Origin of the sequence: Streptomyces sp. GS7 (assembly GCF_009834125.1) — a bacterium.
Taxonomy (GTDB): Bacteria; Actinomycetota; Actinomycetes; order Streptomycetales; family Streptomycetaceae; genus Streptomyces.
Map to the genome: position 1 here is coordinate 8,376,275 of NZ_CP047146.1, position 22,600 is coordinate 8,398,874.

Genomic DNA, 22,600 nt, shown 5'->3' on the forward strand with positions numbered 1-22,600 from the left:
CGCGTCGGTGCACGTCCCGGATCCGCTACGCCTCCCCCGGCTCCTCCCCCGGTGTCGCCGGTGGCGGAGTGGCCGCTCCCGGCATGGTCAGCAGGGCCTCCGTACCGCCGCCCGGTGCGTTGCGCAGGCGCACGCCGCCGCCCGCCTGTTCCGCCGTGCGGGCCACGATGGACAGGCCCAGACCGCTGCCGGGGAGGCTGCGGGCGGAGGGGGAGCGCCAGAAGCGCTCGAAGACGTGCGGGAGCTCGTCCTCGGGGATGCCGGGGCCGTGGTCCCGCACCGTCAGCGCGCCGCTCTTCAGCCGGACCTCGACCGTGCCGCCGGACGGGCTGAACTTGACCGCGTTGTCGAGGAGGTTGACCACCGCGCGCTCCAGTGCGGCCGGTTCGGCGCGTACGAACCAGGGGTCGAGGTCGGCGGTGATGGCCAGCGACGGGCCGCGCAGCCGGGCGCGTTCGAGGGCGGAGCCGACGACGTCGTGGAGCGCCACGACGCGGACGGCCGCCGAGGGGGCGCCGAAACCGTTCTCGGGCGGGCGGGAGAGCACCTGGAGGTCGCCGATGAGGGCGGCCAGCTCGCCCATCTGGGCCTTGACCGACGTCAGCAGGGCCGCCTTGTCGGCCGCCGGGATCTGCCGGCCGGAGCGTTCGCTGCGCTCCAGGAGGTCGATGTTGGTGCGGAGGGAGGTCAGCGGCGTACGGAGTTCGTGACCGGCGTCGGCGATCAGCTGCTGCTGGAGTTCGCGGGAGGCGGCCAGTGCGGCGGTCATGGCGTTGAAGGACCGGGAGAGGCGGGCGATCTCGTCCTCGCCGTCCGTGGGGATACGGATGGTCAGGTCCTGCGTGCGGGCGACGTGCTCGACGGCGTCGGTCAGCCGGTCCACCGGCTTGAGGCCCGCGCGGGCCACCCACAGGCCGGCGGTGGCGGCGCCCAGCACCCCGACCCCGGCGACGACCAGCAGCACCAGCGCGAGCTGGTAGAGCGGATCGGTGACCTGATCCATCGGCGCGGCCACGGAGATCGCCAGGTGGTTGCCCTGGATGTCGGTGCCCGGCCCGCGGTAGGGGACGGTCGAGACCCGCATCTCGGTGCCGTTCACGTCCCTGGTGGTGTGCACGGCGCTGGCCAGCCGCCCGTCGGCGACCGCCTCGTCCTTGTGCTGGGCGGGGATCTGCCACTTGTCCGGCGAGGTGCAGACATAGCCGGACGGGGTCACCAACTGGATGGTGTACGGGGTGGGCTGGAAGCGGACGTTGGGCAGCGTTCCGGTGACGCAGCGGGCGCTGAGCGCCTGGACGTAGTCGGAGTTCACGTCGACGGTGCTCAGCGTCGTGTCGAGCTGTTCGGTGAGCCGGTCGCGGGTGATCAGCCAGCAGGCGGCGGCCGACAGGGCCACCGCGAAGGCGACCGCGACCGCGGTGAGCAGCGCCAGGCGGGAGCGCAGCGGCAGTTGGTGGTAGCGGGTCAGGCCGACCCAGGAACGGCGGGTGCCGTCCGGCCCGTTCGGCTCGCCGGTGGCGCTCATTCCGCGCCGCCGTCCAAGCGAAGAACGTAGCCGACTCCACGGACGGTGTGGACGAGCCGCGGCTCGCCGCCCGCTTCGGTCTTGCGGCGCAGATACATCACGTACACGTCGAGGGAGTTGGAGGTCGGTTCGAAGTCGAAGCCCCATACGGCTTTCAGGATCTGTTCGCGGGTGAGGACCTGGCGCGGATGGGCCAGGAACATCTCCAGCAGGGTGAATTCGGTGCGGGTCAGCTCGACGGGCCGGCTGCCGCGGACGACCTCGCGGGTGCCCAGGTTCATCCGCAGGTCGGCGAAGGTCAGCAGCTCGCTCTCGTCGGGCGGGGTGGCGCCGGCCGCCGCCGCGTACGAGCTGCGGCGGAGCAGCGCGCGGATCCGGGCCAGCAGCTCGTCCAGCTCGAAGGGCTTGACGAGGTAGTCGTCGGCGCCGGCGTCCAGACCGGTGACCCGGTCGCCGACGGTGTCCCGGGCGGTCAGCATCAGGATCGGTACGGTCACCCCGTTCGCCCGCAGCCGGCGGGCGGCCGTGAGCCCGTCCATCCGGGGCATGAGCACGTCCAGCACGATCAGTTCGGGGTCGTACGCGGCGACCTTCTCCACCGCGTCCAGGCCGTCGACCGCCTGCTCCGTGCCGTACCCCTCGAAGGCGAGCGAGCGCTGCAGGGCCTCGCGGACCGCGGGCTCGTCGTCGACGATCAGGATGCGGGCGGGGTGATCACCGTGCTCGGCGGGGCTCATGTGCGTGGCTACCTCGGGGTGCGTCGCGGACCGGCTGGACCTTCCTCACCTTCAGCCTGGCACGGATGCCGCACCGGCGGAGGCGCCTGTGGACAACCGGCGTCCGCGGCGGGCGCCGGTCAGACCCCGCTGTTGCCGCCGCCGCTGCCGCCGCCGCGCAGGGAGGCCAGGTCGGCCTTGACCGTGTTGATCGGTATGGCGAAGCCGAGGCCGACGCTGCCCGCCTGGCTGCTGTCCGACGAACTCGGGGAGTACATCGCCGAGTTGATGCCGATGATCTGCCCCTGGAGGTTGATCAGGGCACCGCCGGAGTTGCCGGGGTTGAGCGCGGCGTCGGTCTGTATCGCCTTGTACGAGGTCTTGGACGAGCCGGTGTCGCCGTTGTACTGGTTGCCGCCGAACTCGAACGGCCAGCCGCCCCGGCCGCCGCCGAAGCCGCCGCCCTGCCCCTGTCCCTGGTCCTGGCCCTGGCCGCTCTCCTTGGGGACGGTCACATCGCGGTTGAGCGCGGAGACGATGCCGCTGGTCACCGAGCCGGTCAGGCCCTCGGGCGAGCCGATCGCCACCACCGGGTCGCCGACCGCGAGCTTGCCGGAGTCTCCGAGCGTGGCGTGGGTCAGGCCGCTCGCGCCCTGGACCTTGATCAGCGCCAGGTCCTTGGCGGGGTCGGTGCCGACGACCGTCGCGGTCTTCCGGCTGCCGTCGCTGAAGGTGACGGTCACCTTGGGGACGCCGGACACCACGTGGTTGTTGGTGATGATCTCGCCGCTGCCGGTGATGACCACGCCCGAGCCGGTGGACTCGCCGCCCGCCGACCTCGCCTTGATCTCCACGATGGCCGGGCTGACCGCCTTGGCGACCCCGGCGACGCCGCCGCCGGAGTTCTGCCCGGCGTTGACGAGCGGGGTGGAGGCGCCGCTGGACTGGGCACCGTTCTGCGTGGCGCCGGCTATCAGCGCCGCGCTGCCGCCGCCGATGAGACCGGAGGCCAGCGCCACCGCCGCGATCAGCGCGATCGGCCGGCGGGCCCGGCGCCGCGGCTCGGCCGCCCCGGCGTCGCCCGCGTCCGAGTACCCCGGGGTGTACGGCGGGGGCGGCGGTACGGCGCCCGGCTCGCCGGCGCCGGCGTACATCCGGCCCTGGTCGGCGCCCTGGGTGCCGCCGGGCGTGCTGCCGTACTCGGTGCCGTATGCGTACGGCCGGTCCTGGGGCATCTCATCGCCGCTGCGGCGGTAGCTCTCGGTCATGGCCACGACTCTGCGGGCGCTGCATGAGAACCGTCTGAGAACGCCCTGAGAGACCCAACAGAAGTCGGTATGCCCGGTATAAGGGCGCCCCGGTGCGGCCGGTCGTCCGCGCTCGGCGGCGCCCGGCCCGCTCAGCTCCCGCAGCCGCAGGAGCGCCGCACGACCAGCCGCGAGGGAAACTGCCGCAGCCGCTCCCGGCGCGAGCCGACCACCCGCAGCCCGTCGTCCAGCACCAGGTCGACCGCCGCCCGCGCCATCGCCTGCCGGTCCGAGGCGACCGTGGTCAGCGGCGGATCGGTGAGCGCGGCCTCCTTCACATCGTCGAAGCCCGCGACCGCCAGCTCACCCGGTACGTCGATCCGCAGCTCGCGGGCGGCCCGCAGCACGCCGATCGCCTGGTCGTCGGTGGCGCACATGATGGCCGGCGGCCGGTCCGGCCCGGCCAGCACCCGCAGCGCGACCTCGTAGGCGTCATAGCGGTTGTACGGGGCCTCGAAGTAGCGGCCCTCCGGCGACTTCCCGGACTCCAGCATGGCCCGCCGCCAGCCCTCCACGTGGTCGGTGACCGGGTCGCCGGACTTCGGCGTCTCCTCCGTACCGCCCAGGAAGGCCACGTACGGATGGCCGTGCTCCAGCAGATGCCGGGTCGCCAGCTGCGCGCCCCAGATGTCGTCCGTCATCACCGCGACGTCGTCGATGGCGTCCGGCCGCCGGTGCAGGAGCACCACCCGGGCGTCCCAGGCGTCGATCTCGGCGGCGGCGTGCTCACTGGGCCCCTGGCTGATCAGGATCAGGCCGGAGACCCGCATCCCGAGGAACGCGCGCAGATAGTGCACCTCGCGCTCGTCGATGTAGTTGGCGTTGCCGACCAGCACCATCTTTCCGCGCTCGGAGGCGGCCTGCTCGACGGCGTGCGCCATCTCCGCGAAGAACGGCTGCCGGGTGTCCGGCACGATCAGACCTATGAGGTCCGTACGCCGGGACGCCATCGCCTGCGCGACCCGGTCGGGCCGGTAGCCGAGCTCCTTGATGGCGGCGAGCACCCGCTCGCGCGTGGCCGGGGCGACCGGCCTTGGTCCGTTGTTGATGACGTAACTGACAACGGCGGTGGATGTCCCCGCCAGTTTTGCTACGTCATCCCTCGTCACCTTGGCCACGCGCGGCAGTCTACGCGGGTGGTCCTACCGGCGGGCAGGCTGTGCGGACCCGGATTCGGCACCCGGCCGGGACGCGCTCGCGGGCGCCTTGCGAGCGCCGTCACCAGCGGCGGTGTCCCCGCCGCCGTCCTCGGCCGCCCTCGCGGCGCCGTCCTTGGCCTTGGCCTCGGCCGCCGCCCGCTCCCCCTTCTCCGGCGTGACGAAGCGGTAGCCGACGTTGCGGACCGTGCCGATCAGCGACTCGTGCTCGGGACCGAGCTTGGCGCGCAGCCGCCGGACGTGCACGTCGACCGTGCGGGTGCCGCCGAAGTAGTCGTAGCCCCAGACCTCCTGGAGGAGCTGGGCGCGGGTGAAGACCCGGCCCGGGTGCTGCGCCAGGTACTTCAGCAGCTCGAACTCCTTGAAGGTCAGGTCCAGCACGCGGCCCTTCAGCTTGGCGCTGTAGGTGGCCTCGTCCACCGAGAGATCACCGTTGCGGATCTCCATGGGGCCGTTGTCGGTGGTGATCTGCTGGCGGCCCATCGCCAGCCGCAGCCGCGCCTCCACTTCGGCGGGGCCCGCCGTGTCGAGCATCACGTCGTCGACGCCCCAGTCGGCGGTCACGGCGGCCAGCCCGCCCTCCGTCACCACCAGCACCAGCGGACAGCCCGGGCCCGTGGACCGCAGCAGCTGGCACAGGGACCGCACATGCGGAAGATCGCGGCGGCCGTCGATCAGTATGACGTCGGCCCCGGGGGTGTCGATCAGGGCCGGGCCCTCGGCGGGGGCGACCCGGACGCTGTGCAGCAGCAGGCCGAGCGCCGGAAGCACCTCCGTCGACGGCTGGAGTGCGTTGGTCAGCAGCAGAAGCGAACTCACTTCCGACCACCTACCCGGTTTCCGGCGAGCTTCATCCTGTGCGGCTCACTGTCCTGCGCGCTTCGCTTGCCCATGACGTCTGGTTCCTCCTCGGTCCCTGCGACGGGGGCACCACCCGGCCTGGCCGGGGGAGTCTGCGGCTCTGCTTCGTACGGGGTGCTTCCGGTCACACGGACTGCGTGTGTGAAAGCACAAAAGGACCCGGGGGCGACGCTGCCCGGATCCTTCTTGCCCAGCAGAATAGCTCACATGACTTGCGGACCCGAGGCCGATTTTGCGCGTTCTTGTGTTCCGTCGATCACTTCGAGTGGTCACCCCGCGGCATTGTTGACGGACGACGGCGTACGGATCGGGGCCGTCCACACCCCCGAACGGCCCCTGCGGAAGCGCCCCGTGAGCCCGCCGCGGCGCCCGCCGGCGACCTGACGATCGTCCCGGCGCACGGCTTCACCGGCTCCCTGGAGAAACCCGCCTGGAAAAACCCGCACCGCGTCGCGCCTCGGCCGCTCTTTCCCAGCATGCGGACGTGATCACGTTCTCCTTCCGGGGCCACGGCGGCTCCGGCGGACGCCCCACCGTCGGCGACCGAGAGGTGCCGGACCCGGCCGCCGCCCTCCGCTGGGCCCGCTCCCCAGGCCACCGCCGGGTCGCCACCGTCGGCTCTTGAATACAGCGGGCGGGGCGAGGACCCCTCCACGAGGGGCGGTGATCGGGCGGCTCGGTCGTCCTGCGGCAGGCCGCGCTCTACGGACGGCAGGGAACGGTTTTCGGCCAGCGGGAGCACAGGGAGCGCACGGTTGCGCGCCCCGATGCATTCGTCGCCGTCAGCGCCCCCGCCCGGCTTCGGGCACGCGGCGGACGCGGCGGACGCGGCGCTGCTGGGCAGGATCGGCGCCTGGGTGGCGGCGCACACCGGCTGAGCCGGCCCGCGGACCAGGACGGGCCGCCGGATACGGCGATCGCCGCCGACCCGGCGGGGGTCGGCGGCGATCGCGCGCACGGCGGGCGGCAGCGCGCACGCTGCCGCGGGTCACTCGGTCTCCGCCACCGCCTCCGCGAACTGCGCCGCGTACAGCCGGGCGTAGGCGCCGTCGGCCGCCAGCAGGGCGTCGTGCGAGCCCTGTTCGACGATCGCGCCGTTCTCCATCACCAGGATGACGTCCGCGTCGCGGATGGTGGAGAGCCGGTGCGCGATGACGAAGCTGGTGCGGCCGGTGCGGAGTTGGGCCATCGCGTGCTGGATGAGGACCTCGGTGCGGGTGTCGACCGAGCTGGTGGCCTCGTCCAGGACGAGGATGGCCGGCTCGGCGAGGAACGCTCGCGCGATGGTGATCAGCTGCTTCTCGCCGGCCGAGACGTTGCCGCCCTCCTCGTCGATGACGGTGTCGTAGCCGTCGGGCAGGGTGCGGACGAACCGGTCGACGTGGGTGGCCCGGGCGGCCTCGACGACCTTGTCGCGGGAGGTGCCCTCGGGGGCGCCGTAGGCGATGTTCTCGGCGATGGTGCCGCCGAACAGCCAGGTGTCCTGGAGGACCATGCCGATGTTGCCGCGCAGCTCCTCGCGGGACATCCCGGCGATGTCGACGCCGTCCAGGGTGATCCGGCCGCCGCTGACCTCGTAGAACCGCATCAGCAGGTTGACCAGGGTGGTCTTGCCCGCGCCGGTCGGGCCGACGATCGCGACGGTCTGGCCGGGGTGGACGGCCAGCGAGAGGCCGTCGATGAGCGGCTTGTTCTCGTCGTAGCGGAAGGACACGTCCTCGAAGGCGACCCGGCCCCTGACCTCGTCGGGGCGGACCGGCCGCTCGGGGTCCGGGGCCTGCTCCGGGGCGTCGAGGAGTTCGAAGACCCGCTCGGCGGAGGCGACACAGGACTGGACGAGGTTGGCCATCGAGGCGACCTGGGTCAGCGGCTGGCTGAACTGGCGGGAGTACTGGATGAACGCCTGCACGTCACCGATGGACAGCGCGCCGGAGGCGACGCGGAGGCCGCCGACCACCGCCACCAGGACGTAGTTGAGGTTCCCGATGAACATCATCGCGGGCTGGATGATCCCGGAGATGAACTGGGCCTTGAACCCGGCGGCGTAGAGCGCCTCGTTCTGCTCGCGGAACAGCGCGGCGGACTCCCGCTGGCGGCCGAAGACCTTGACCAGCGAGTGGCCGGTGTACATCTCCTCGATGTGTGCGTTCAGCTTGCCGGTCGTCATCCACTGCTGGACGAACTGCGGCTGCGCCCGCTTGCCGATCTTGGCGGCGACCACGACCGAGACCGGCACGGTCACCAGCGCGACGAGCGCCAACAGCGGCGAGATCCAGAACATCATGACCAGCACGCCCAGGATCGTCAGCACCGACACCACGATCTGGCTGAGGGTCTGCTGGAGCGTCTGCTGGACGTTGTCGATGTCGTTGGTCGCGCGGGACAGCACCTCGCCGCGCTGCTGCTTGTCGAAGTAGCTCAGCGGCAGCCGGGCCAGCTTCTCCTCGACCTGCTCGCGCAGCCGGAAGACCGTGCGCTGCGCGAGCAGGGTGGCGATCCGGGCCTGGACGAAGCCGAAGACGGACGAGCCGACGTAGATCAGCGTGACCCAGAGCAGGACCGTGCCGACGGCGCCGAAGTCGATGCCGTGGCCGGGGACCACCGGCATCGTGCCGAGCATGTCGGCGAGCCCGCCCTGGCCGTGCGCCCGCAACTGGTCGACGGCCTGCGCCTTGGTGATGCCGGCCGGCAGCTGGCGGCCCACGATGCCCGCCATGATCAGGTCGGTGGCCCGGCCGAGGACCTTGGGCCCGACGACCGTCAGCGCCACGCTCAGGACGCCCAGCAGCAGCGCGACGGTGATGAGGCCGCGCTCCGGCCGCATCTGGGCCAGCAGCCGCCGGCCGGAGTTCTTGAAGTCGAGCGACTTGTCGATCGGGCCGCTCATCATGCGGGCCATCGGGCCGCGGCCGGCCGGGCCGGGCCGCGGGGCCGGCTTCGCGGCCTCGTCGGGCGCCGCTGCGGGAGCCCCCTCGGCGGCCGTCTCCGTACCGGCCGCTCTCTTGTCCGCGGTGGTCACGCCGCCTCCTGCTCGGTGAGCTGGGAGAGCACGATCTCCCGGTAGGTCTCGTTGCCGGCCATCAGCTCGGCGTGGGTACCGGTGCCGACGATCCGGCCCTCGTCGAGGACCACGATCCGGTCGGCGCCGCGGATCGTCGCGACGCGCTGGGCGACGATCACCACGGTGGCCCGGTCCGTCTCACGGGACAGCGCGGCGCGCAGGGCGGCGTCCGTGGCGTAGTCCAGCGCGGAGAAGGAGTCGTCGAAGAGGTAGATCTCCGGCTTGCGGACCAGTGCCCGCGCGATGGCCAGTCGCTGCCGCTGGCCGCCGGAGACGTTGGAGCCGCCCTGTGCGATGGCCGCGTCCAGCCCGCCGTCCATCCGCTCGACGAAGTCGCGCGCCTGGGCGATCTCCAGCGCGTGCCACAGCTCGTCGTCGGTGGCCTCCGGATTGCCGTACCGCAGATTGCTCGCGACCGTCCCGGAGAAGAGGTACGGCTTCTGCGGGACCAGGCCGATGAGGTCGGCCAGCGTCTCCTGGTCCAGGGTGCGGACGTCCTCGCCGTCCACCAGGACCGTGCCGCCGGTCGCGTCGAACAGTCGCGGTACGAGCCCGAGGAGGGTCGACTTGCCGGAGCCGGTCGAGCCGATGACGGCGGTGGTCTCGCCGGGGCGGGCGACCAGGGAGACGTCCTTGAGCACCGGCTGCTCGGCGCCGGGGAAGCGGAACTCGACGTTGCGCAGCTCCAGTTCGCCGTGCCGGCGCAGCGCGGTGACCGGGTTCGCGGGCGGGGTGACGCTGGAGTCGGTGGCCAGCACCTCCTGGATGCGCTCGGCGCAGACCTCCGCGCGCGGCAGCATCATCACCATGAACGTCGCCATCATGATCGACATCAGGATGTACATCAGGTAGCTGAGGAACGCGGTCAGCGCGCCGATCTGCATCTCGCCGCCGTCGATGCGCAGTCCGCCGAACCACACCACGGCCACGCTGGAGAGGTTCACGATCAGCATGACCAACGGGATCAGCGTCGACATCAGCCGGCCGGCGCGCAGCGACACGTCGTACAGATCGGTGTTGGCGGCGGCGAACCGCTCGCGCTCGTACCGGTCGCGGACGAAGGCCCGGATGACGCGGATGCCCGTGATCTGCTCGCGCAGCACGCGGTTGACGGTGTCGATGCGGGTCTGCACGCCGCGGAACAGCGGACGCATCCGGCGCACGATCAGCCCGAGGAGGATCCCGAGGAACGGGATGATGACCAGGAGGAGGGCCGACAGCGGCACGTCCTGGTCGAGCGCCATGAGGATGCCGCCGACGCACATGATCGGCGCCGAGACCATCATCGTGAAGGTCATCAGCACCAGCATCTGCACCTGCTGGACGTCGTTGGTGGTGCGGGTGATCAGCGACGGCGCGCCGAACGTGCCCACCTCCCGCGCGGAGAAGGACTGCACCTGGTCGAAGATCGCGGCCCGGATGTCCCGGCCGAGCCCCATGGCCGTACGGGCACCGAAGTAGACCGCGGCGATGGCGCACACGACCTGCAGCGCCGTCACGACGATCATGAACACGCCGACGCGGAGGATGTAGCCCGTGTCGTTCTTGACGACACCGTTGTCGATGATGTCGGCATTGAGGGTGGGCAAATAGAGGGTCGCCAGCGTCTGGATCAGCTGGAGCAGAACGATGAGGGATATCGAGCGCCTATAGGGCCGCAGATGCGCCCGCGCGAGTCGGACCAACACATCCGGGAGCCTATGCGAACACTCGCCCCCGGCAACCGAATTTCGCCAATCCGGGACGGAAACGCCGCGATGTGCGAACAGTCGTCATCGCAACTCGCCCGAATCCGGACCGGCCGCCGCGTAGGCCATCATGGAGGCGGCAAGAGCCCCCGACACGAAGAGGCCGCCGTGACAACAACTGGCACCGTGCGCTACTGGGCCGCGGCCAAGGCCGCCGCCGGCACGGCCGAGGAGCCGTACGCGGCGGCGACGCTCGCCGAGGCGCTGGACGCGGCACGGACCGCGCATGCCGCGAACCCGGAGTTCGCGCGCGTACTGCTGCGCTGCTCCTTCCTGGTGGACGGCGTTCAGGTCGGCACCCGCGACCACGCGGACGTGCCGCTGGCCCAGGGCGGCACCGTCGAGGTCCTGCCGCCGTTCGCCGGAGGATGAGCAACCGATCATGAGCGACAACCAGCCGCAGCACCCCGACCAGTACCCGTACGACCCGCATGCCCACCCGTCACCCGACCACCACCCCTCAACGCCGCCGTTGCACGGCGACACCTCCCGCTACGCTCCCCCGTCACCCGACCACCACCCCTCAACGCCGCCGTTGCACGGCGACACCTCCCGCTACGCTCCCCCGCACCCGCACCCCGGGTACAACCCGCAGCGGATCTACGGCGACCCGTACGGGCAGCAGCCGTACGACGCCTACGGCCAGCAGCCGCCGCAGCAACAGCCACAGCCACAGCCGCAACAGCCGCCGCAACATCAGCCGCAGCAGCCCTACGGATACGGCAGCCCCGCCCCGTACGCGCAGCCGCACCACGCCGCCTACGGGCAGGACGCCTACGCCGCGCAGGTCCCGGCCCAGCACCAGACCACGGCCACCGCCGCCATGCCACCGGCCGGGCCCGCACCGGCCGCCACCACCGCCCGCGATTCGGCGCCGGTCACCACCGCGCCGCTCAAGCCCAACCAGATCGCCCGCGCCGAGGGCCGCTCGCCGATCATCCCGCCCGGCATCCAGCCGGCCGCGCTGACCGCCCTGCTCGCGCTGCTGATCGCGGTGGCCGCGCCGGTCGCCCGCCCGGTGCTCTGCGTGCCCGTGGTGCTGCTCCAGGCCGTCACCGCCGCCGGCTGGTTCCGACTGAACGGCATGTGGCCCGCCCGCCAGGGCATCGCGCTGGCCTTCCTCGGCGGTGTGACCACCGATGTCGCGCTGCTGGCGACGCCCCATGAGGACGCACCGCTGGTGGCTCTCGGCACGCTCGGCGTGTGGTGCCTGTTGGTGCTCGTCCTCCAGCTGCGCAACCGCAGCAGCGCGGACGAGCGGATGTACGCGCTCACCGCGGGCCTGACCTCGTCCGCGCTGGCGGTGCTCGCCTCCGGCCAGCTGGCCGCCGATGCGGACGCGGTGGTGGTCGGCGCCGCCGCGGTCGCGCTGGCGACCCTCGCCCGGGCGGTGCCGCTGCCCTCCGTGCTGTCCCTCGTCATCGCCCTGCTGGCCGCGGCCGGCGCCGGTATCGCGGCCGGGCAGCTGACCGGGTTGGGGCCGTCCGGCGCCGTGCTGGGCCTGGCGGCCGGCGGCTGCGCCCTGATCGGCCTGCGGGTGGCCAGCTACGACTACCCGTCCCGCTTCGTCCACATGACGGCCGGCGTCGCCCTGCCGCTGGCCCTCGCGGCACCCGCGGTGTACGTCCTGGGGCGCGCCCTGGGGTGACCCCCGGCCGTACGGCGACCCGTGGGCCCCGTGCCCCGCGCACACCCCGGCGGCCGTGCCGAGCGCATGATTCCGCGCTCGGCACGGCCGCCGCTCCCGTTGCCCTGGACGGGTCGTCTAGGGTCTGCCCGGACCCACCGGGCAGACCCTAGGGTTCCCGGGAACGCGGGCCGGGGGGTCTGCGTATAAGGAGTAGACGCAACGGCCGGGGGCGACACCCGGCCCAACTGTCATATGTGGGGTAGTGGTTCGATGCGCGCACTGAAGGTGCTGCTGGTCCTGGTCGTCATATTCGGGGGGCTGTTCGTGGCCGCCGACCGCCTCGCGGTCAACTTCGCCGAGGGCAAGGCCGCGGACAAGCTCCGCAGCATGCAGGGGATCACCTCGACCCCCGACGTCTCCATCAAGGGCTTCCCGTTCCTGACCCAGGTCGCGAGCCGCAACCTCCAGGAGGTCGACGCCGACCTCGACCACCTCGCTGCCAAGTCCGAGGGCCGCACGCTGACCCTCAAGCACCTGTCGGCACAGTTCCGCGACGTCACGCTGACCAGCGACTACTCCTCCATCGAGAGCGCCGGCTCGGCCACCGCCACCGCCGAGATCAGCTTCGCGGACCTGACCAACGCGGCGGGCGGCGGCGTCAAGATCAGTTATGGCGGCGAGAAGAACGGCCGCGCCCAGGTCAAGATCTCCCCCAACGTCCCGATCCTCAGCTCGCTGGACGTCACCGGCTCGATCGACATCGTCCACGGCGATTCCGTCCAGGTGCGCGCCGACGGGATCCCGGCGATGTGCCGGGCCATCCCCGGCTGCGAGAGGTCGGTCCGCGCGCAGACCGACCACGCCTGGAAGCTGGACCAGCTGCCCGGCAACCTGAAGCTGGACAAGGTGACCACGACCGCGCAGGGCATCACGGTCACCGCGTCCGGCAGCAACGTCAAGCTCACCGGCTGACCTGCCCGTACGGGTGGCGGACCGCCCCACCGGACCGCCACCCGTCCACACCCTGAGACACCCCGGTCCGCAGGCCAGACCCCCCACCTGCACCGACGCCCCGCGCGGCGGTGCGCGCCCGCGCCCGGGGCACACGTATCCCATATCGCGGACAATCACGTCTCGCCATTTGACACACCGGTGACATGCCCCGCTCTCCGTCCCTACGATCGGTGGCATGCAGAGCGCATTGAGCGGTCTCCGTCCACGGGGACAGGCGGTACTCACGAAGCGGCGGGCAGTCGACCTGTGCCGCGTCGCCGCCATGCTCTGTCGCCCTGTCTGACGGGCCGTCCGCTCCCGTCGTCAGCCGGCCGGCCCGCCCCCTGAGGCCGTCCCCCTCACGAGTTCCCCGCGCAGTGCCGCGTGCCTTCGGCCACGCCGCGCTCACTCGGAGTACCCGTGCGCACCCCTCAAACCCGCCCCCCGCAACTGCCCCGGAGGAGAAGAACATGAGCCGCAGCGACGTCCTCGTAGACGCCGACTGGGTCGAGGCCCACATCGACGACCCCAAGGTCGTCATCGTCGAGGTCGACGAGGACACCTCGGCCTACGAGAAGAACCACATCAAGAACGCCGTCCGGATCGACTGGAAGCAGGACCTCCAGGACCCGGTGCGCCGCGACTTCGTGGACCAGGCGGGCTTCGAGAAGCTGCTGTCCGCGAAGGGCATCGCCAACGACGACACCGTCATCCTCTACGGCGGCAACAACAACTGGTTCGCGTCCTACGCCTACTGGTACTTCAAGCTCTACGGCCACGACAGCGTCAAGCTGCTCGACGGCGGACGCAAGAAGTGGGAGCTGGACTCCCGCGACCTGGTCGACGGCGCGCAGGTGCCCAAGCGCCCCGCCACCGAGTACCAGGCCAAGGCCCAGGACACCTCGATCCGCGCCTTCCGTGACGACGTGGTCGCCGCGATCGGCGCCAAGAACCTGGTCGACGTCCGCTCGCCCGACGAGTTCAGCGGCAAGCTGCTCGCCCCCGCCCACCTCCCGCAGGAGCAGTCGCAGCGCCCCGGCCACGTGCCCAGCGCCCGCAACATCCCGTGGTCGAAGAACGCCAACGACGACGGCACCTTCAAGTCCGACGAGGAGCTGAAGGCCCTCTACGAGGAGGAGTCCGTCGACCTCGCGAAGGACACCATCGCCTACTGCCGCATCGGTGAGCGGTCCGCGCTCACCTGGTTCGTCCTGCACGAGCTGCTCGGCCAGAGCAACGTCAAGAACTACGACGGCTCCTGGACCGAGTACGGCTCGCTGGTCGGCGTCCCGATCGAGCTCGGCGCCAACAAGTAACCGAGAGAGCTCTCCCCCTCACCCCTCAAGGAAGTACCCCTATGTGTGGAGCACAGGCCGGCGGCCCCGACGCCTCGACGATCAAGCCCGGTGAGACCACGATCCAGGGCAGCGTGACCCGCGACGGCCAGCCCGTCACCGGTTACGTCCGACTCCTGGACAGCACCGGCGAGTTCACCGCCGAGGTCCCCACCTCCGCGACCGGACAGTTCCGCTTCTACGCGGCCGAGGGCACGTGGACCGTGCGGGCGCTCGTCCCGGGCGGCGCCACCGCGGACCGTACGGTCGTCGCCCAGAAGGGCGGACTGGCGGAGGTCGCCATCGCCATCGCCACCGCCGTCTGACGGCACGCTAGTGCGGATCCGGTCCACGGATCCGCACGGCCGGAGGGCCGCACCCCAGGGGTTTGGACGCCTTGGCTGGGGGTGCGGCCCTCCGCGCCGTCCCGGGACCGGTTCCCGGACGGCTTCCCCGGCTTGCCGGGCTTCCCGGGCTTGCCGGGCTTCATTCCGGGCCGCCGCGGACTTACCGTGGACGTATGTACGCGCATGCGCACCACCCGCTGACCGCACCGCAGCGCCGCCATCGCAGGTACTTCGTGATGATGGGCGTCTGCCTGGTGCTGTTCGTGCTGGCCTGGAGCGTGGTACGGCTGTGGTCGGTGCCGGCCGCGGTGGCGATGTGCCTGGTCGCCATGGTCATCCCGCCCGTCGCCGCGGTCGTCGGCAACCGCCGGGAGCCCGGCGAGCGCTGGTGGGACGAGTGCGGCGACGCGGAGTCCGACCGCTGGTGGCGCGAGCTGGACGACCGGGACGACCAGCAGCGCCGACAGCAGTAGAGGGGTGAGCGCGCAGGACGCCGGGCCTGGCACACGCCCGGCAGACCGGCGCCCGGCTCAGTAGACCAGCGCCTGGACGCCCTCCGGCATGATCTCGCTGACGAAGACCTGGGCGCCCGAGATTCCCGCCCCCTCGATCAGGTCCTTCTGCTCGATGCCGCGCCGGGCCGCGCACTGCGTGCAGACGGTGATCGCCCCGCCGCCCGCCCGGATCCCGTCGATCAGCTCCGGCAGCGGCGCGGCGTGCGGCAGCTCGAACTCCGCCGCCCTCCCCGGCAGCGCGAACCACACCGACTCCCCGGTCAGCCACAGCGACACCTCGACACCGCTGGCCACCGCCACCGCCGCCACCGTGAACGCCTGCGAGCACCGCTCGGGCGCGTCCGCACCCGCCGTCACCTTGATCACGAGCTTCTTCGCCATGGGGAAAGAGTAGGGGCGGGCCGGTCGCCGGGCCGCACCGCGGCGCGGTGGACCTCACAGCGCCGCCGTCAGCGGCGCCGACTAGACTCGCAGGCGGTCCGTATTACGTCACTCCGCCCAAGGAGCGCGCTCGTGCTTGAGGCAGTCTTCACCACCCTGCTCGTCCTGGTCGCCGTCGGCGTGATCGCCTTCGCCGGCCTGACCTGGAAGAAGCTGTACCAGGGCCAGCGCTGACCGACCGGCCACCCCGCCCTTCATGGGAGCGCCCCGCGCGCTCCTGCCGATCCCCTACTAGATCGCCTGAGCTGATGATCGAGATCCCGTCCGACCTGAACCCGTCCCTCGTGCCGCTGGTCTTCCTCCTCGGCCGCTGGGAGGGCGCAGGCGTCTCCGACTTCCCCGGCGCCGAGAAGTGCAACTTCGGCCAGGAGGTCATCTTCACCCACGACGGCCGCGACTTCCTCGAATACACCTCGCACAGCTGGGTGCTCGACAGCGAGGGCAAGAAGGTCCGCCCCCTGGAGAGCGAGACCGGCTTCTGGCGCATCGACGCGGACCGCAAGGTCGAGGTCGTGATGATCCGCGACCAGGGCGTGGCCGAGGTCTGGTACGGCGAGCTCGCCGACAAGAAGCCGCAGATCGACCTGGCCACCGACGCCGTCGCGCGCACCGCCGCCGCCGGCCCGTACAGCGGCGGCAAGCGGCTCTACGGCTACGTCAACAGCGACCTGATGTGGGTCGGTGAGAAGGCCACCCCGGACGTGCCGCTGCGCCCGTACATGTCCGCGCACCTCAAGAAGGTCACCGGCCTCCAGGAGTGGGCCGAGAGCCTGCCCGACGACCTGCCGGACGGGGTCTCCTTCTTCCGCCCCGACGGCACGCCCTACGAGGGCTGACCGGCACCACCCTGTTTGACGCGCCCCGCGGGGGAAGTCCGGTGAGAGTCCGGCGCTGACCCGCAACGGTAAACGGAAGCCCCTTCCGTAAGCCCGATCGCCCGCGGCGGCGCAGGATCCTGACAACTCGCCGTGGACTGCGAGGGGACGCCGCCCCGCCTCGCGCTCCGGGCCGCCGCTCCTTCCCGTACGGGTCTCCGTACGCACGGCCCGAGCCGGAAGCGTGCGCCCCTTGGCACCACCCGCCCGTACCACCCCTCTGGTGGCCGCCCTCGCCGTCGTCCTCCTCGGCTCCGTCCTCTGCGGGGTCGGCCTCGGCGCGGCCGGCGTCGGCTGGCCGCAGGTCCTGCGCTACCTGGGCGCCGGGCTGACCGGCGGCACCATCCGGGCCGACGAGGTCGCCGCGTACACCATCGTCTGGGAGCTGCGCTTCCCCCGTGCCGTGCTCGCCGCGGTCGTCGGCGCCGGCCTCGCCGCCATCGGCGTCGCCGTCCAGGCACTGGTCCGCAACGCCCTCGCCGACCCCTTCGTCCTCGGCATCTCCTCCGGCGCGGCGGTCGGCGCCAACGCCGTCCTGCTCTTCGGGGCGCTGGCCGCGCTCGGCGTCTGGGCGCTGTCCGTGTCGGCCTTCGTCTCCGCGCTGGTCGCCATGGCCCTGGTCTACGCCGCCGCCCGTACGGCCCATGGGCTGACCCCGCTGCGGCTGGTGCTCACCGGCACCGCGATGTACTACGGCTTCTCCGCGATCACCACGCTGATGGTGTTCACCGCCGACCGCGGCGAGGCGGCCCGCTCGGCGATGATGTGGCTGCTCGGCAGCCTGAGCGGGGCCGGCTGGGGCTCGGTGCCGATCGCCGCGGTCGCGGTCGCCGCGGCACTGGCCCACCTCTCGCTCTCCGCGGGCCGGCTGAACGCGCTGGCCATGGGTGACGAGACCGCCGCCGCCCTGGGTGTGGACGCCGGGCGGCTGCGCCGCGAACTGTTCGTGGTGGCCGCCGCGGTCACCGGCGCGGTGGTCGCGGTCAGCGGCGCGATCGGCTTCGTCGGGCTGATGGTGCCGCATGTGGCCCGGATGCTGGTCGGCGCCGACCACCGCCGGGTGCTTGCCGTCGCCCCGCTGCTCGGCGCGGTGCTGCTGGTGTGGGTGGACCTGCTCTCGCGGGTGCTGCTGGCGCCCGTGGAACTGCCGGTCGGGGTCATCACCGCCGTCATCGGCGTGCCCTGCTTCGTGCTGCTGATGCGGCGGCGCGGCTACTCCTTCGGAGGCGGCGCCTGATGCGGATCGACATCACCGGCCTGTCCGTGGAGGTGGCCGGGCGGCGCCTGGTCCACGACATCACGCTCAGCGCCGGCAGCGGCCGGCTCGTCGGGCTCGTCGGTCCCAACGGCAGCGGGAAGTCAACCCTGTTGCGCTGCGTCTACCGGGCGCTGCGTCCGGCAGCCGGGACCGTACGGCTGGACGGCCGTGATCTGCACGCCATGACCGCCCGCGAGGGCGCCCGGCTGCTGGCCGCGCTCCCCCAAGAGGCGGGTACCGACTTCGACTTCACCGCGGCCGAGGTCGTCGCGATGGGACGGCTGCCGCACCAGCGCGGCTCGGGCCGGGCGAGCGCCGCGGACACCCGGATCTGCGCACGTGCGCTGTCCCGGGTCGGCGCGGCCCACCTGGCGGACCGCGGCTTCCTCAGCCTCTCCGGCGGCGAGAAGCAGCGTGTGCTGATCGCCCGTGCGCTCGCCCAGGAACCGCGGGTGCTCGTCCTCGACGAGCCCACCAACCACCTGGACATCGCCCAGCAGTTGGAGATCCTGGCGCTCGTCCGCGGCGGCGGCAGCTCCCCGACCGAGCCCGGGGAACGGCCGACCGTGCTGACCGCGCTGCACGACCTCAACCTGGCCGCCGTGCACTGCGACGAGCTCCACGTCATCGCCGGCGGGCGGATCGCCGCCTCCGGAACGCCGCACGACGTCCTCACGCCGGAGCTGCTGGCCGACGTGTTCGGCGTGCGCGCCCATCGCGTACGCCATCCCGAATCGGGCGCGCTCCAGCTGCTGTTCGACCGCCTGGACACGCCCCCGTCCCCGCCCCCGTCATGAGGAGCGCCATGCGCATCCGCCGCCCCGACGCCCTGCTCGCCGTCCTCGCCCTCGCGCTCACCGGCTGCGGCGCGCACATCGCCCCCGACACCGGCACCGCAGCCCACCGCCCCTCGGACGACCGCCCCGTCACCCTCACCAACTGCGGTACGCGGACGACCTATTCCCGCGCGCCGCGCCGGGTCGTCACCAACGACGTCGGCATCACCGAGATCATGTTCGCGCTCGGCCTGGAGGACCGGATGGCCGGCTACGTCATGCCCGACGACAAGGGCGATCTCAGCACCGTCCCGTGGAAGGCCGCGTACGACAAGGTCCCCTGGCTGTCCAAGAAGGCCATCACCAAGGAGATGGCCCTGGACGCCAGGGCCGACCTGGTCTTCGCCGGCTGGAACTACGGCTTCGGCGAGGGCAACGGCCTCACCCCCGCCGCCCTCAAGAAGGTCGGCATCGACAGCTACGTCCTGACCGAGTCCTGCCGCAAGGGCCCCGCCGCAAGCGCCCGCGGGGTGATGCCGCCCCTGGAGGCGCTCTACACCGACCTGGCGGCGCTCGGAAGGCTCTTCCACGTGGAGGACCGCGCCGACGCCCTGATCGCGCGGTACAAGGCGCAGGTCGCCGAGGCCGCCGCGAAGGCCCCCGCCCCCGCCGACCGCCCCTCCGTCTTCCTCTACGACGACGGCCGCGACAAGCCGCTGACCGCCGGCAGGTACGCCGGGCCGCACGACATCATCACCAAGGCCGGCGGCGACCACGTCATGAAGGACCTCAAGGACTCCTGGACCACCGTCGGCTGGGAGACCGTCGTCGCCCGCGACCCCGACGTCATCGTCGTCAACAACTACGGCGAGACCTCCGCCGCGCAGAAGAAGGCGTTCCTGGAGTCCTACGCCCCGCTCGCGAACGTCTCCGCGATCAGGCACCACCGGATCTACGTCATGGACTACGCCGACCTCGTCGAGAGCCCCCGCAACCCCACCGCCATCAGCGACCTCGCCCGCTATCTCCGGGGCGTGCACACGGACTGACCGCCCTCCTACACTGGCCGTGTGGTGACCACCGACTGGCAGAGCGACCTCCGCAGGCGCGGATACCGCCTGACCCCGCAGCGGCAATTGGTGCTGGAGGCGGTGGACAGACTGGAGCACGCCACCCCCGACGACATCCTCAACGAGGTGCGCAAGACCGCGGGCGGCATCAACATCTCCACCGTCTACCGCACCCTGGAGCTGCTGGAGGAGCTGGACCTGGTCAGCCACGCCCACCTCGGGCACGGCGCACCGACGTACCACCTCGCCGACCGGCACCACCACATCCACCTGGTGTGCCGGGACTGCACCGACGTCATCGAGGCCGACCTCTCGGTCGCCGAGCCGTTCGCCGCCACGCTCCGCAAGCAGTTCGGCTTCGAGACGGACATGAAGCACTTCGCGATCTTCGGACGGTGCAAGGGCTGCGCGGCCAAGGCGGCCCGGCCCGACCAGGGCGCCAGCTAGCGCCCGCACCCCCTGGTCGTAGGCTGGCCCCATGCTGCGACATTCATCCGCCAGCCCGCTGCTGTCGCTGCCCGGCGCCGTCCCCGCCGAGGCCCCCGACGAAGGCGTCGCCGCGCACTACGGCGACCTCTTCCGGGAGCAACGTGCGCTCGCCGACGGCTCCGGCTTCGTGGACCTCTCGCACCGCGGCGTGGTCACCGTCTCCGGCCCCGAGCGGCTGAGCTGGCTGCACCTGCTGCTCACCCAGCACGTCAGCGACCTGCCGCCCGGCCAGGCCACCGAGGCGCTGATCCTCTCCGCGCACGGCCACATCGAGCACGCGCTCTACCTGGTCGACGACGGCGAGACGACCTGGATGCACACCGAGCCCGGCGACCAGGAGGCGCTGCTCGCCTACCTGGAGAGCATGAAGTTCTTCTACCGCGTCGAGATCGCCGACCGCACCGGCGAGATCGCCGTGGTGCACCTGCCGGCCGGCTCCATCACCGACGCCCCCGAAGGCACCGTCGTCCGCGAGACCCCGCACGGCCGCGACCTCTTCCTGCCCCGCGAGCAGCTGGAGTCGTTCGCCGCCGCCAACGGCCCGGCGATCGGCATCCTGGCCATGGAGGCGCTGCGCGTCGAGGCCCACCGCCCGCGGCTGGGGCTGGAGACCGACCATCGCACCATCCCGCACGAGCTGGGCTGGATCGGCGTCGCCGTGCACCTCCAGAAGGGCTGCTACCGCGGCCAGGAGACCGTCGCCCGCGTCCAGAACCTCGGCAAGCCGCCGCGCCGGCTGGTCTTCCTCCACCTGGACGGCAGCGAGGTCCATCTCCCGCCGCACGGCACGCCGGTACGGCTGGCCGCGGACGGCGAGGAGGGCCGCCAGCTCGGCTTCATCACCACCTCGGCCCGCCACCACGAACTCGGCCCGATCGCGCTGGCGCTGGTCAAGCGCAACGTACCGACCGACGCCCGGCTGATGGCGGGCGACACCGCGGCGGCCCAGGAGGTCGTCGTCGAGCCGTAGCGGTCGGCGCGCGCGGGCGGGTCCGGTGCCTGTCCGTCCGGTGCCTGTCCAATGGGGCGGGGCGGGCACTGGGTTCCGCCCCATTGGACAGGCACCGGGGTCGGCCCGATGGGGCGGGGTCGGACAGACCCTAGACCTCCAACAGCACCGTGAACGGCCCGTCGTTGGTCAGCGACACCTTCATGTCCGCGCCGAACCGCCCGGTCTCCACCTGCGCCCCGAGCGCCCGCAGCCGCGCCACGACCTCGTCGACCAGCGGTTCGGCGACCGGCCCGGGAGCGGCGGCGTTCCAGGTGGGGCGACGGCCCTTGCGGGCGTCACCGTAGAGAGTGAACTGGCTGATCACCAGCAGCGGCGCCCCATTGTCCGAACAGGACTTCTCCCCCTGGAGAATCCGCACCGACCACAGCTTCCGGGCGAGCTGCGCGGCCTTCTCCGGGGTGTCGTCATGAGTGACCCCCACCAGCACGCACAGCCCTTCTCCGACGATCTCCCCGACCGTCTCGCCCGCCACCACGACGCGCGCGCCATCCACTCTCTGCACCACAGCTCGCATACCCGCCATCATGCCGGGCGGCCCGGGGCCTGCGGGACTGGTACCCCCACAAGGGCCGTTCGGGTGCCATGGCCCTGCACATGGACCTCGCAGAGTGGCACGATGCGTGCACGCGGTGCGTTTCACGGACAACATGCCCTGGATGCGGCACCGGACGAGGGGACGGAACGATTCATGAGCACCATCGGCGCCGGACAGACACCCGGCCCCGTACCACCTGCCCGTACGACTCCCGGCGGCGCCACGCCATCCTCCGGCCGTACGGCGCCCGGCGACGCCACCCCGCCGTCCGGCCGTTCGAGACCGACCGCCCCGGAGACCCCGGCCGCCCCGACCACCACCACGACCCCGGCGCCCGCTCGCGGCGAGCCCGCCCGCACCAAGGATGGCCCCATGCTCCAGGCAGGCCAGGCGAAGACCCCCCGCCCTCCGCAGCAGCGCGACCGCCTCCGGCCGGCCGACACCCCGGAGCTGTCCGGCCTGGGCCTGCCCGAACTCCGCGTCGTGCGCCGCGACTCCCAGCAGGAGGAGGCCGACCTCAGCTATCTGCGGCGGCTGCTCCAGGGCCGGATCGACATCCTCCGGGCGGAGATCGCCCGCCGTACGGCGCCGCACTCGCCGGTCCTCGACCGGCTCCCGGAGATCCTCACGGACGTCCCGTCGCGGCAGCGCTCGTCCGCCCGGCATGTGACGCTCGGCACCCCGCACAGCGAGGAGTACCGACGGCTGGCGGACGAGATGCTCGGCGAGGTCGAGCTGTCGGACCTCACGGCCCGTACGGACGACGAGCTGCACGACGCCATGGGGCGGCTGATCCGCTACGAGCGGCAGATCTCGCAGCGCCGTCAGTCCCTGCAGCGCACGACCGACGATTGCAGTGCCGAAATCGCCCGCAGGTACCGTGAAGGAGAAGCGCAAGTCGACGACCTGCTGTCCTGACCGGGCCAGAAGCCTCCGGGGCGCGGGTCATG

25 protein-coding genes are annotated in these 22,600 nt (G+C 72.0%); 16 read left to right on the top strand and 9 right to left on the bottom strand.

The window, feature by feature from the left end:
- Nucleotides 1-25: 25 nt before the first annotated feature.
- The 5 genes from GR130_RS36350 to GR130_RS36370 all read right to left on the bottom strand — a co-directional run bounded on the left by GR130_RS36350 (nucleotide 26) and on the right by GR130_RS36370 (nucleotide 5,524).
- Entirely contained in the window at nucleotides 26-1,525 is a 1,500-nt protein-coding gene (locus GR130_RS36350) for a HAMP domain-containing sensor histidine kinase (protein ID WP_159508633.1), read from the bottom strand.
- Nucleotides 1,522-2,262 carry a response regulator transcription factor gene (locus tag GR130_RS36355; RefSeq protein WP_159508634.1) on the bottom strand — a complete coding sequence of 247 codons (741 nt, stop codon included), beginning with the start codon at nucleotides 2,260-2,262 and terminating at the stop codon, nucleotides 1,522-1,524. The genes GR130_RS36350 and GR130_RS36355 overlap by 4 nt, the downstream gene beginning before the upstream one ends.
- Nucleotides 2,263-2,381: 119 nt before the next feature.
- Complete coding sequence (locus tag GR130_RS36360) at nucleotides 2,382-3,509, bottom strand: S1C family serine protease (protein WP_159508635.1); 1,128 nt, start codon at nucleotides 3,507-3,509, stop codon at nucleotides 2,382-2,384.
- A 131-nt stretch (nucleotides 3,510-3,640) separates the two neighbouring features.
- Complete coding sequence (locus GR130_RS36365) at nucleotides 3,641-4,666, bottom strand: LacI family DNA-binding transcriptional regulator (protein ID WP_159508636.1); 1,026 nt, start codon at nucleotides 4,664-4,666, stop codon at nucleotides 3,641-3,643.
- Between the two features lie 24 nt (nucleotides 4,667-4,690).
- Complete coding sequence (locus GR130_RS36370) at nucleotides 4,691-5,524, bottom strand: response regulator transcription factor (protein ID WP_159508637.1); 834 nt, start codon at nucleotides 5,522-5,524, stop codon at nucleotides 4,691-4,693.
- A 526-nt stretch (nucleotides 5,525-6,050) separates the two neighbouring features.
- On the opposite strand from GR130_RS36370, the gene GR130_RS42140 reads away from it, so the two are divergent.
- Both GR130_RS42140 and GR130_RS41470 read left to right on the top strand, forming a co-directional pair.
- Entirely contained in the window at nucleotides 6,051-6,191 is a 141-nt protein-coding gene (locus tag GR130_RS42140; protein ID WP_443043730.1) for a hypothetical protein, read from the top strand.
- A 130-nt stretch (nucleotides 6,192-6,321) separates the two neighbouring features.
- On the top strand, nucleotides 6,322-6,444 hold the full coding sequence (locus tag GR130_RS41470) for a hypothetical protein (RefSeq protein ID WP_268977950.1): 123 nt from the start codon (nucleotides 6,322-6,324) through the stop codon (nucleotides 6,442-6,444).
- Between the two features lie 110 nt (nucleotides 6,445-6,554).
- On the opposite strand, the gene GR130_RS36380 is transcribed toward GR130_RS41470, so the two are convergent.
- Together GR130_RS36380 and GR130_RS36385 are read right to left on the bottom strand one after the other, a co-directional pair.
- Nucleotides 6,555-8,585: an ABC transporter ATP-binding protein gene (locus GR130_RS36380; RefSeq protein ID WP_443043732.1), complete on the bottom strand. Its 2,031-nt coding sequence runs from the start codon at nucleotides 8,583-8,585 to the stop codon at nucleotides 6,555-6,557.
- Nucleotides 8,582-10,315 carry an ABC transporter ATP-binding protein gene (locus tag GR130_RS36385; RefSeq protein WP_159508638.1) on the bottom strand — a complete coding sequence of 578 codons (1,734 nt, stop codon included), beginning with the start codon at nucleotides 10,313-10,315 and terminating at the stop codon, nucleotides 8,582-8,584. Before GR130_RS36385 ends, GR130_RS36380 begins: the two co-directional genes overlap by 4 nt.
- Nucleotides 10,316-10,501: 186 nt before the next feature.
- Between GR130_RS36385 and GR130_RS36390 the strand changes: the two genes are divergently transcribed.
- The 7 genes from GR130_RS36390 to GR130_RS36415 all read left to right on the top strand — a co-directional run bounded on the left by GR130_RS36390 (nucleotide 10,502) and on the right by GR130_RS36415 (nucleotide 15,152).
- On the top strand, nucleotides 10,502-10,747 hold the full coding sequence (locus GR130_RS36390; RefSeq protein ID WP_159510454.1) for a MoaD/ThiS family protein: 246 nt from the start codon (nucleotides 10,502-10,504) through the stop codon (nucleotides 10,745-10,747).
- A 10-nt stretch (nucleotides 10,748-10,757) separates the two neighbouring features.
- Complete coding sequence (locus GR130_RS36395; RefSeq protein WP_159508639.1) at nucleotides 10,758-12,023, top strand: hypothetical protein; 1,266 nt, start codon at nucleotides 10,758-10,760, stop codon at nucleotides 12,021-12,023.
- 252 nt (nucleotides 12,024-12,275) lie between these two features.
- A complete protein-coding gene (locus tag GR130_RS36400; RefSeq protein WP_159508640.1) occupies nucleotides 12,276-12,977 on the top strand; it encodes an LmeA family phospholipid-binding protein in 702 nt (233 codons plus the stop codon).
- 217 nt (nucleotides 12,978-13,194) lie between these two features.
- The gene (locus GR130_RS42145; protein WP_363152786.1) at nucleotides 13,195-13,302 is read left to right on the top strand and encodes an Ms5788A family Cys-rich leader peptide; all 108 of its coding nucleotides are present in this window, start codon (nucleotides 13,195-13,197) and stop codon (nucleotides 13,300-13,302) included.
- A 166-nt stretch (nucleotides 13,303-13,468) separates the two neighbouring features.
- A complete protein-coding gene (locus GR130_RS36405) occupies nucleotides 13,469-14,314 on the top strand; it encodes a sulfurtransferase (protein WP_159508641.1) in 846 nt (281 codons plus the stop codon).
- A 41-nt stretch (nucleotides 14,315-14,355) separates the two neighbouring features.
- Nucleotides 14,356-14,658 carry a DUF1416 domain-containing protein gene (locus GR130_RS36410; RefSeq protein ID WP_159508642.1) on the top strand — a complete coding sequence of 101 codons (303 nt, stop codon included), beginning with the start codon at nucleotides 14,356-14,358 and terminating at the stop codon, nucleotides 14,656-14,658.
- Nucleotides 14,659-14,852: 194 nt separating this feature from the next.
- Complete coding sequence (locus tag GR130_RS36415; protein ID WP_159508643.1) at nucleotides 14,853-15,152, top strand: DUF3099 domain-containing protein; 300 nt, start codon at nucleotides 14,853-14,855, stop codon at nucleotides 15,150-15,152.
- 57 nt (nucleotides 15,153-15,209) lie between these two features.
- On the opposite strand, the gene GR130_RS36420 is transcribed toward GR130_RS36415, so the two are convergent.
- Nucleotides 15,210-15,575 carry a DsrE family protein gene (locus tag GR130_RS36420; protein ID WP_159508644.1) on the bottom strand — a complete coding sequence of 122 codons (366 nt, stop codon included), beginning with the start codon at nucleotides 15,573-15,575 and terminating at the stop codon, nucleotides 15,210-15,212.
- Between the two features lie 308 nt (nucleotides 15,576-15,883).
- Here GR130_RS36420 and GR130_RS36425 point away from each other — a divergent pair, with 308 nt between their 5' ends.
- The 6 genes from GR130_RS36425 (at nucleotide 15,884) to ygfZ (ending at nucleotide 21,073) form a co-directional block, all read left to right on the top strand.
- Nucleotides 15,884-16,471, top strand: coding sequence for an FABP family protein (locus GR130_RS36425; protein ID WP_159508645.1), 588 nt, complete (start codon nucleotides 15,884-15,886; stop codon nucleotides 16,469-16,471).
- Nucleotides 16,472-16,703: 232 nt separating this feature from the next.
- The gene (locus GR130_RS36430) at nucleotides 16,704-17,747 is read left to right on the top strand and encodes a FecCD family ABC transporter permease (RefSeq protein WP_159508646.1); all 1,044 of its coding nucleotides are present in this window, start codon (nucleotides 16,704-16,706) and stop codon (nucleotides 17,745-17,747) included.
- Nucleotides 17,747-18,565 (top strand): ABC transporter ATP-binding protein, encoded by an 819-nt coding sequence (locus tag GR130_RS36435; RefSeq protein ID WP_159508647.1) that lies wholly within the window; start codon nucleotides 17,747-17,749, stop codon nucleotides 18,563-18,565. Before GR130_RS36430 ends, GR130_RS36435 begins: the two co-directional genes overlap by 1 nt.
- A gap of 8 nt (nucleotides 18,566-18,573) precedes the next feature.
- Nucleotides 18,574-19,593: an ABC transporter substrate-binding protein gene (locus GR130_RS36440; protein ID WP_159508648.1), complete on the top strand. Its 1,020-nt coding sequence runs from the start codon at nucleotides 18,574-18,576 to the stop codon at nucleotides 19,591-19,593.
- A 21-nt stretch (nucleotides 19,594-19,614) separates the two neighbouring features.
- On the top strand, nucleotides 19,615-20,061 hold the full coding sequence (locus GR130_RS36445) for a Fur family transcriptional regulator (RefSeq protein ID WP_159508649.1): 447 nt from the start codon (nucleotides 19,615-19,617) through the stop codon (nucleotides 20,059-20,061).
- A 31-nt stretch (nucleotides 20,062-20,092) separates the two neighbouring features.
- On the top strand, nucleotides 20,093-21,073 hold the full coding sequence (gene ygfZ, locus GR130_RS36450; RefSeq protein ID WP_159508650.1) for a CAF17-like 4Fe-4S cluster assembly/insertion protein YgfZ: 981 nt from the start codon (nucleotides 20,093-20,095) through the stop codon (nucleotides 21,071-21,073).
- A 130-nt stretch (nucleotides 21,074-21,203) separates the two neighbouring features.
- Here ygfZ and dtd read toward each other — a convergent pair whose 3' ends face one another.
- Nucleotides 21,204-21,629 carry a D-aminoacyl-tRNA deacylase gene (dtd, locus tag GR130_RS36455; RefSeq protein ID WP_159508651.1) on the bottom strand — a complete coding sequence of 142 codons (426 nt, stop codon included), beginning with the start codon at nucleotides 21,627-21,629 and terminating at the stop codon, nucleotides 21,204-21,206.
- Nucleotides 21,630-21,803: 174 nt separating this feature from the next.
- On the opposite strand from dtd, the gene GR130_RS36460 reads away from it, so the two are divergent.
- Nucleotides 21,804-22,568, top strand: a complete 765-nt coding sequence (locus tag GR130_RS36460; protein ID WP_236573823.1) for an RsiG family protein — start codon at nucleotides 21,804-21,806, stop codon at nucleotides 22,566-22,568.
- Nucleotides 22,569-22,600 lie beyond the last annotated feature (32 nt).